The 1385-nt window shown below is 48.4% G+C and carries 2 protein-coding genes; one reads left to right on the forward strand and one right to left on the reverse strand.

The features are described 5' to 3' along the window. On the reverse strand, positions 1 to 471 hold a 471-nt coding region (ruvA, locus tag B2899_RS02905; RefSeq protein ID WP_286883942.1), incomplete at its 3' end, for a Holliday junction branch migration protein RuvA. A 234-nt stretch (positions 472 to 705) separates the two neighbouring features. Between ruvA and B2899_RS02910 the strand changes: the two genes are divergently transcribed. Continuing rightward, the coding region (locus B2899_RS02910) for an amino acid permease (RefSeq protein ID WP_286883945.1) at positions 706 to 1385 on the forward strand (680 nt) is incomplete at its 3' end.

A 1385-nucleotide genomic window follows, 5' to 3' on the forward strand; every position in this document is an offset into this window, starting at 1 on the left:
CGTCGGTTGATTTCCTGGCAGAGCTTCCGGCTCTCCTTCCACTTGAATCACCGCCTTCTCCTGGACAGGCAGCGCCTTAAGCTTGTCTTTCAAATCCAGAATGATTCGTTGTGCGGTCTTCTTGCCGACACCCGGGAAGCGTGTCAGAAATTCGATATTTTCCTGGGTCACGGCAGCAATAATCTGCTCGGGCGTCCCGGCTGAAATCATCGCCAGCGCTCCCTTAGGCCCGATGCCTGATACGTCTAACAGCTTGCGAAATAAATCCCGCTCGTTCCGCGTCGAAAAACCGTACAGATGGACGGCATCTTCACGTACATAATGATGTGTATATATCCGTACTGTTTCATGCTCCCCTTCACGATATTGAAACGGATTGCCCGAGAAAATGCGATAGCCAACACCATGTGACATGACCACGACGCAATCGGTTTCCACATAGGCAACCTGGCCTTCGATAAAATCAATCATTCCCAGTTCCTCCTGCTCCTACAACAAACCTCGATTCTTTTATTGTACACCATATCAGGAAATACGAACATACATTTCAATTCCAGGATTTTGTTTTAAAATTTCAAAAAAGTTGTATTGATATTTGTTTGAACTTTTCGTATACTGTCTTTCGGTTATAATTTTTATATTACTCATAACATAACAGATAAATAATTTATGAGTAGCGCAATGTACCAACCAGAGGAGGACAATATGAATAAACTATTTCGCAGAAAACCAATCGATGCAATGCTTGGCCAGCGTAAAGAAACAGGGCTGAAGCGTTCACTCGGGGCACTCGATCTGGCCATGCTGGGTGTCGGTGCTATCATCGGAACCGGTATTTTCGTTTTGACGGGGGTCGCTGCCGCAGAACACGCCGGCCCTGCTCTTGTTATCTCGTTCATTCTTTCCGGATTAGCCTGTGCGTTTGCCGCTTTATGCTATGCAGAATTTGCTTCTACAGTGCCAATTGCCGGGAGCGTCTACACGTATACGTATGCAACGATGGGTGAGCTTATCGCCTGGATGATCGGATGGGATTTGATACTGGAATACTTGCTGGCCACCTCTGCTGTTGCCAGCGGCTGGTCAGGCTATTTTCAGTCGCTGCTTCAAGGTTTTGGAATTACAATCCCCGCTGCGCTTGCCTCCGCGCCGGGAGCGGGCAAAGGTGGATTTATGGACCTGCCCGCCTTTATTATCATCATGATCGTAACCTGGCTGCTGGGCAGGGGCATCCGGGAAAGTGCGCGTGTCAACAATATTATGGTAGTAATCAAAATTGCGGTCGTTCTGCTATTCATCGTCATTGGTGTATGGTATGTTAAGCCGGAGAACTGGACACCGTTCATGCCGTTCGGCTTCTCCGGAGTGGTAGCCGGTGCCGCCCG

The organism is Aneurinibacillus sp. UBA3580, from assembly GCF_002375825.1.
GTDB lineage: Bacteria > Bacillota > Bacilli > Aneurinibacillales > Aneurinibacillaceae > Aneurinibacillus > Aneurinibacillus danicus.